The following is a 323-nucleotide window of genomic DNA, read 5'->3' as shown; positions in this document are numbered from 1 at the left end:
ACCAATGCGATGTTCATCCAATCGCCTCCATTATTTTAGCCTATGATATGTTCCAGGCCGTAAATTAATTCCTTGCGCTCCATCACTTCGCGAATCGACAGACTGACGCCTGACATGAATGAGCCGCGGTTAAATGAATCATGGCGCAGCGTCAATAATTGCCCATCGCCGCCGAGCAGCACTTGCTGATGTGCCACTAAGCCCGGCAGCCGGACGCTATGGATGCGCATGCCTTCATAGTCTGCGCCGCGAGCGCCTTGCAAAGTTTCTTTTTCGTCAGGGTGCCCTTGCTGATGGGCAGTGCGCGTTTCGCTCATCATATG

At 52.9% G+C, this 323-nt stretch carries 1 protein-coding gene; it reads right to left on the bottom strand.

Annotated features, from left to right (window positions below; translation table 11 throughout):
* Window positions 1–35: 35 nt before the first annotated feature.
* A partial coding sequence (locus SB775_RS28315; protein WP_410864496.1) for a dihydrodipicolinate reductase C-terminal domain-containing protein occupies window positions 36–323 on the bottom strand: 288 nt, incomplete at its 5' end.

The sequence above is a fragment of the Peribacillus sp. SIMBA_075 genome (genome assembly GCF_046534585.1).
This window is presented reverse-complemented; position numbering and strand designations above follow the sequence as displayed.